Below are 5,754 nucleotides of genomic sequence, written 5' to 3'. Positions count from 1 at the left end.
CGCGTTTCCCTGGCCGCTGCTCTCTCCCTCGCCCTCGCCGGGCCCGCGGCCGCGCAGACGCCATCCGTCCGCGAGTGGACCCGCGCCAACGAGCACGCCGTCCTGCGCGAGTACGTGGACCTACTGGCCATTCCCAACGTGGCCAGCGACCGCGCGAACATCCGCCGCAACGCCGCGCACATCATGGCGATGATGGAGCGCCGGGGGCTGCGTCCGCGCCTGATGGAAGCGGCGGACTCCACCGCTCCCCCGTCCGTGTACGGCGAGTGGACGGCGCCCGGCGCCACGCGCACGCTGGTGCTGTACGCGCACTTCGACGGCCAGCCCACCGACAGCAGCAAGTGGACGGTCACGCATCCCTGGCGCCCGGTGCTGCTGACGGCGCGCGCGGACCGGGGCGGACGTCCCGTCGCCATGCCCGCCGCCGGCCAGCCGATCGACCCCGAGTGGCGCCTGTACGCGCGCTCGTCGTCCGACGACAAGGCCGGGGTGATGGCCATCCTGTCCGCGGTGGACGCGCTGCGGGCATCCGGCTCCACGCCTACGTCCAACCTCAAGATCTTCTTCGAGGGCGAGGAAGAAGCGGGCTCACCGCACCTGACCAGCATCCTCTCGCGGCAGGCGGGGCTGCTGGCCGCGGACGCGTGGATCATCGTCGACGGCCCGGTGCATCAGAACGGCAAGAAGCAGGTGGTGTTCGGTGTGCGCGGCGACGTGAACGTGGAGGTAACGGTGTACGGTCCCGTCCGCCCGCTCCACTCCGGGCACTACGGCAACTGGGCGCCCAACCCCGCCATGCGCCTGGCCCAGCTGCTGGGGGCGATGAAGGACGACGACGGCCGCGTGCTCATTCCCGGCTGGTACGACGACGTGGAGCCGCTGGGCGCGGTGGAAACGCAGGCCATGCGCGCCCTTCCCGCGTACGACCAGCAGCTGCGCACGGAACTGGGGATCGCCGCTCCCGAGGGCGCGGGCCGCACGCTGACGGAACTGATCGCGCAGCCGTCGCTGAACGTGAACGGCTTCGAGAGCGGCGGCATCGCCGCGGGCGCCCGCAACGTGATACCCACCGAGGCCACGGCCGTGCTGGACCTGCGCCTGGTCCGCGGCAACGACCACCGGCGGCAGGCGCAGCGGCTGGCGGACTTCATCCGGGCGCAGGGCTACCTGGTGCTGGACCGCGCGCCGACGGCGGACGAGCGTCGGTCGCACGCGCGGATCGCGCGGGTGATCGTGAGGCCCGGCGGCTACAACGCCGAGCGCACCCCCATGGACCTGCCCATCTCGCGCGCCGTGCTCCGCGCCGTGCAGTCCACCACGCGCGACCCGGTGTACGCGGTGCCCACGCTGGGCGGGAGCCTGCCGCTTTCCCTGATCAGCGAGGCGCTGCCGGGAACGCGCACCATCACGCTACCCATCGTGAACCACGACAACAACCAGCACGCCGAGGACGAAAACCTGCGGCTGCAGAACCTGTGGGACGGCATCGAGTCCATCGCCGCCGTGATGACCATGCCCCGCTGAACCGCCACGGACAGGCCTACACAGATGACCAGGTACTTCGCGTTCCCCCTGCTCCTCCTGATCTCGTCCACCCTGCCGCTATCCGCGGGGGCGCAGGAGATGGCGCGGGCGCTGGATGCCGTTCCGCAGAACTCCGTGGTGCGGCTGCGCGGACCGGAGCTTCGGCCGCGCCGCATCCAGGGACGCATCGGCGAGGTGGTGGGCGACACGGTGATCGTCCTACGCGGGTCCAGGAAGGTCGCGGTGCCCATCGCCGGTATCGCGCAGGCGGAGGTGGCGACGGACCGCGACCCCGTGCGCGGCATGCTGCACGGCGCCCGCATCGGCGCCGGGGTGGGCGCCGTGCTCGGTTCCGTGGTGATGACCGCCGCGTGCTACAGCTGCAGCGGATCAGATAGGGTCGAGGTGGCCGCCGCCGGCCTGGTCGCCGGCGCGATCTTCTTCGCCATCCCCACCGGACTGATGGGGTTGGCGGTCGGCGGCGAGAGCTGGGAGCCCGTGGGCCCCGCGGCCCCCCGCGTCGGGCTGGTGCAGGCCGGGGATGGCCGGATGGGAATCGGCGTCTCGCTCGCCACTCCGTAGCGAGGACAGCGTGATGATCCCTGTCCACGCACATCGTTGCACACGCGGCTCAACCGTGCAGCCGCCGCCGTCATGACCCTGCCCCGCTGAACGGGTCCGCACACATGGCCAGGCACTTTGCGTTCGCCCTCGTCCTCCTGATTGCGTCCGTTCTGCCGCGTCCGACGCAGGCGCAGGACATGGCGCGGGCGCTGGATGCGCTTCCGCAGAACTCCGTGGTGCGGCTGCGGGGGCCGGAGCTCGGCCGCATCCAGGGGCGCATCGGCGAGGTGGCGGGCGACACGGTGTTCGTACGGAGCGGGTCCGGGACGGTCGCCGTTCCCATCGCCGGCATCGCGCAGGCCGACGTGGCGGCGGGCCGCAACCGCCTGCGCGGCCTGCTGCAGGGTGCCGCCATCGGCGCAGGGGTGGGCGGGGTGATCGGTGCCGCGCTGATTACCGCGCAGTGCGACAACTGCGATCGATCACAGCACGCGCAGTTCGGCGCCCTCGGCTTTGGCCTGGGGGCGATCGGTTTCGCGGTCCCCGGCGGAGTGGCGGGACTGGTGATCGGCACCCGGAACTGGGAGCCCGTGCGCCACGGCGGCTACCGCGTCGGGCTCGTGCAGGCCGCGGATGGGCGGATGGGCATCGGCATCTCGCTAGCGCTCCCGTAGCCCTCGCCGCATCCACAGCAGAGATCCTTGACGACGTTCGCGTGGCGCATTAGTGTACTAGCACTCTAGTACGCTGGCGCCACGGGAGTGCTCTCATCCCGCCCCGCCACCCGCACCGGCCCGACATCAAAGGAAGAGCTGAACGCCCGGATGACCATCCCATGAATCACCGCAGGGCAGCTCAACAGGGAGCCCGATGCAGCTAGCCATCAACACCGCCGACCCGCGGCCCATCTACGTCCAGATCATGGACGAGGTGCGGCGCGCGATCGTGCTGGGGACGCTCCGTCCCGAAGACCCGCTTCCGTCCGTGCGCCAGCTCGCCTCGGACCTGCGCGTGAACCCCAACACCGTGGCCCAGGCCTACCGCGAGCTGGAGCGCGCGGGCGTGGCCTACGTGCGCCGCGGCCAGGGCACCTTCGTGGCCGCGGCGGGGACGAACGGCACCGAGCGCCGCGCCCTGGCCGCGGGCGTGGCCGAGCGGGCGCTGGTGGAGGCCCACCGCAACGGCGTGAGCGCCGAAGAACTGATCGACGCCATCCGCGAAGCCGCCGGGTCGCGCGACCCTCACACCCTGGCAGAACAACCATGAGCCCCGTGCTTCCCACCGACCTTTCCAGCGGGTCCCTGGCCGTGCGGACCCACGGCTTGGCCAAGCGCTTCGGGCGCGAGACCGCCCTGGACGGCGTGAACCTGCAGGTGCCCGAGGGCGCCGTGTACGTGCTGGTGGGCCCCAACGGCGCCGGCAAGAGCACCACCTTCAAGGTGCTGATGGACCTGGTGCGCACCGACGCGGGAACGGCCGAGGTGTTCGGGCTGGACCCGCGCGCGCGCGGCCCGGAGGTGCGGGCGCAGATCGGCTACGTTCCCGAGCGCCACGACTGGGGCTACGGGTGGATGCGCGTGGGGCGGCTCCTGCAGCACCACGCCACCTTCTATCCCACCTGGGACGCCGACTATGCGGCGCGGCTGGCGGAGGTCTTCGGGTTGAAGATGGACCGCAAGTTCGGCAGCCTGTCCAAGGGCCAGGGGCGCCGCGTGCACCTGACGATGGCGCTGGCGCATCGCCCCCGTCTGCTGGTGCTCGACGAGCCCACGGACGGGCTGGACCCGGTGATGCTCGACGAGACGCTGGGGCTGCTGACGGACCACATCACCGAATCGCCGACGACGGTGGTCATCAGCACGCACCAGGTGCACGACGTCGACCGGCTGGCCGACCACGTGGGGGCGATGCGCGACGGCAAGCTGATGATGCAGGTGCCGCGCGACGAGCTTCACCGCAAGCTGCGCCGCTACCACGCCGAGGTGCCCGACGGCTGGGCGGGCGCGCCGGGGCTGAACGGCGCGGTGCTGCGCAAGGGCAGCTTCGGGCGCGAGATCCAGTGGAGCATCTGGGGCGAGGAGCGCGAGGTGGTGCAGCAGCTCACCAGCGCCGGCGCCACCGTGCGAGACGCCGCCCCGCTCACCCTGGCCGACGCCGCCATCGCCCTCCTCAGCCGCAGGGAACGGGCATGACCGGCGCGGCCGAAACGCTGCATCCGCTCCCGGCCCGCGCCGCCGTGCTGCGCGAGACCCTGCGCGCCGTGGGCGAGTCGGTGCGGCTGGAGATGGGCGCCCTCCTGCTGCTGCTGCTGGGACTGGCGGCGGTGATCCTGTTCTTCGAGCCGGTGGCGTCCCCCGGCGGCGCCGACTACGACGTGGCCGACATGACCTGGCCCATCCTGGTGCTGGGGCTCTTCGCCCCGCTGGCGGTGTGGAAGGCCGATGAGCCGTCGCGCCGCGGGTACCTGTGGAGCATGCCGGTAGACCGGTTCCGCCACACGCTGATGAAGGCCGCGAGCGGGTGGGCCTGGCTGATGGGGCTGGTGGCCGTCTACGTGGTGTGGGCCCTCAGCATTCCGCTGCTCACGGGCGGGCACATCGTCCTCAACTCCGACTGGGAAACCGCGCTGCTGCGCGGCCAGCCCCCCGGCACCGTGCTGCGCGACATGACGCTGGGCGGAAACCCCTGGGTGTGGGTGGTTCCCTTCGTGGCGGCGTCTACCGGCTACTTCGTGGGCAGCGCGGTGGCCCTGCTGATGGACCATCCCCTGCGCGTGTACGCCGGGGTGGCGTTCACCTTCGTGGTCACCATCGCGATGGCAGAGGCCGCGGGAGGCACCGTGGGGCACATGGCCGACGAGCTGTTCCGGTACGTCGTGGTGGGGCGATACGGCCTGATGACGCACGCCACGGGCATCGTGTTCCGCTTCAACGAGCCGCTCCCGGCCGGCCAGGCGATCCGCGACGTGCCCGTCTTCGGTGCGTGGGTCTCGTCGGTGCTGCTGTGGACGGGCACCGGGCTGGCGGCCACCCTGCTGGCCGCCTACCGCCACCAGGAGCGCTGACCATGGAATCGACCCTGAACGCCGCGCCCGTCCACCCGCTGTCGCCCGTGCCCGCCCGGGGCGCCGTGGCGCGCGAGGCCCTGCGCACCGTGGGCCAGTCGGTGCGGCTGGAGATCGGCGCCGTGCTGGTGCTGCTGCTGGTGGTGATGGCGGTGGTCGCGCCGCGCGAAACGGGTGGCGCCGACTACAGCGTGGCCGACATGACGTGGCCGGTGGTGATCCTCAGCATCTTTTCACCCCTCGCGGTGTGGAAGCACGACGAGCCGTCGCGCCGCGCGTACCTGTGGAGCCTGCCCGTGGACCGCGCCCGCCACACGCTGCTCCGCGTGTGGAGCGGCTGGGCCTGGCTGATGGCGCTGGTGGCCGTCTACGTCGTATGGGCGATGGGCGTGGCGGTCGTGAGCAGCGGAAACATCGTGATCAACGAAGCGTGGGAGGCGATGCTGCTGCGCGGCCTGCCGCCGGGCTCGCGCATCCGCGACCTCACGCTGGCCGGGCACCCCTGGCTGTGGCTGACTCCGTTCGCGGCCGCCACCACCATGTACCTGGTGGGCACCATCGTCGCGCTGCTTTCCAATTATCCGCTGCGCGTGTTCGCGGGG

General features: G+C 71.9%; 7 protein-coding genes. All 7 read left to right on the top strand.

Annotation, left to right across the window (positions count from 1 at the left end; genetic code table 11):
* Window positions 1–1,524 (top strand): M20/M25/M40 family metallo-hydrolase (locus VIB55_RS19365; RefSeq protein WP_331878314.1); only part of this gene is annotated, 1,524 nt, incomplete at its 5' end.
* 24 nt (window positions 1,525–1,548) lie between these two features.
* Complete coding sequence (locus VIB55_RS19360; protein ID WP_331878313.1) at window positions 1,549–2,106, top strand: hypothetical protein; 558 nt, start codon at window positions 1,549–1,551, stop codon at window positions 2,104–2,106.
* Window positions 2,107–2,210: 104 nt separating this feature from the next.
* The gene (locus tag VIB55_RS19355) at window positions 2,211–2,762 is read left to right on the top strand and encodes a hypothetical protein (protein ID WP_331878312.1); all 552 of its coding nucleotides are present in this window, start codon (window positions 2,211–2,213) and stop codon (window positions 2,760–2,762) included.
* Between the two features lie 196 nt (window positions 2,763–2,958).
* Window positions 2,959–3,354 (top strand): GntR family transcriptional regulator, encoded by a 396-nt coding sequence (locus VIB55_RS19350; protein ID WP_331878311.1) that lies wholly within the window; start codon window positions 2,959–2,961, stop codon window positions 3,352–3,354.
* Window positions 3,351–4,280, top strand: coding sequence for an ABC transporter ATP-binding protein (locus VIB55_RS19345; RefSeq protein WP_331878310.1), 930 nt, complete (start codon window positions 3,351–3,353; stop codon window positions 4,278–4,280). Before VIB55_RS19350 ends, VIB55_RS19345 begins: the two co-directional genes overlap by 4 nt.
* Entirely contained in the window at window positions 4,277–5,152 is an 876-nt protein-coding gene (locus tag VIB55_RS19340; protein ID WP_331878309.1) for a hypothetical protein, read from the top strand. Before VIB55_RS19345 ends, VIB55_RS19340 begins: the two co-directional genes overlap by 4 nt.
* Window positions 5,153–5,154: 2 nt before the next feature.
* The coding region (locus VIB55_RS19335) for a hypothetical protein (RefSeq protein ID WP_331878308.1) at window positions 5,155–5,754 on the top strand (600 nt) is incomplete at its 3' end.

Source organism: Longimicrobium sp. (genome assembly GCF_036554565.1).
Lineage (GTDB): Bacteria > Gemmatimonadota > Gemmatimonadetes > Longimicrobiales > Longimicrobiaceae > Longimicrobium.
This window is presented reverse-complemented; position numbering and strand designations above follow the sequence as displayed.

Bases quoted from the DNA above. Each gene is read 5' to 3' on its own strand.
- VIB55_RS19360 (WP_331878313.1), top strand. From the start codon at position 1,549: ATGACCAGGTACTTCGCGTTCCCCCTGCTCCTCCTGATCTCGTCCACC.
- VIB55_RS19355 (WP_331878312.1), top strand. From the start codon at position 2,211: ATGGCCAGGCACTTTGCGTTCGCCCTCGTCCTCCTGATTGCGTCCGTT.
- VIB55_RS19350 (WP_331878311.1), top strand. From the start codon at position 2,959: ATGCAGCTAGCCATCAACACCGCCGACCCGCGGCCCATCTACGTCCAG.
- VIB55_RS19345 (WP_331878310.1), top strand. From the start codon at position 3,351: ATGAGCCCCGTGCTTCCCACCGACCTTTCCAGCGGGTCCCTGGCCGTG.
- VIB55_RS19340 (WP_331878309.1), top strand. From the start codon at position 4,277: ATGACCGGCGCGGCCGAAACGCTGCATCCGCTCCCGGCCCGCGCCGCC.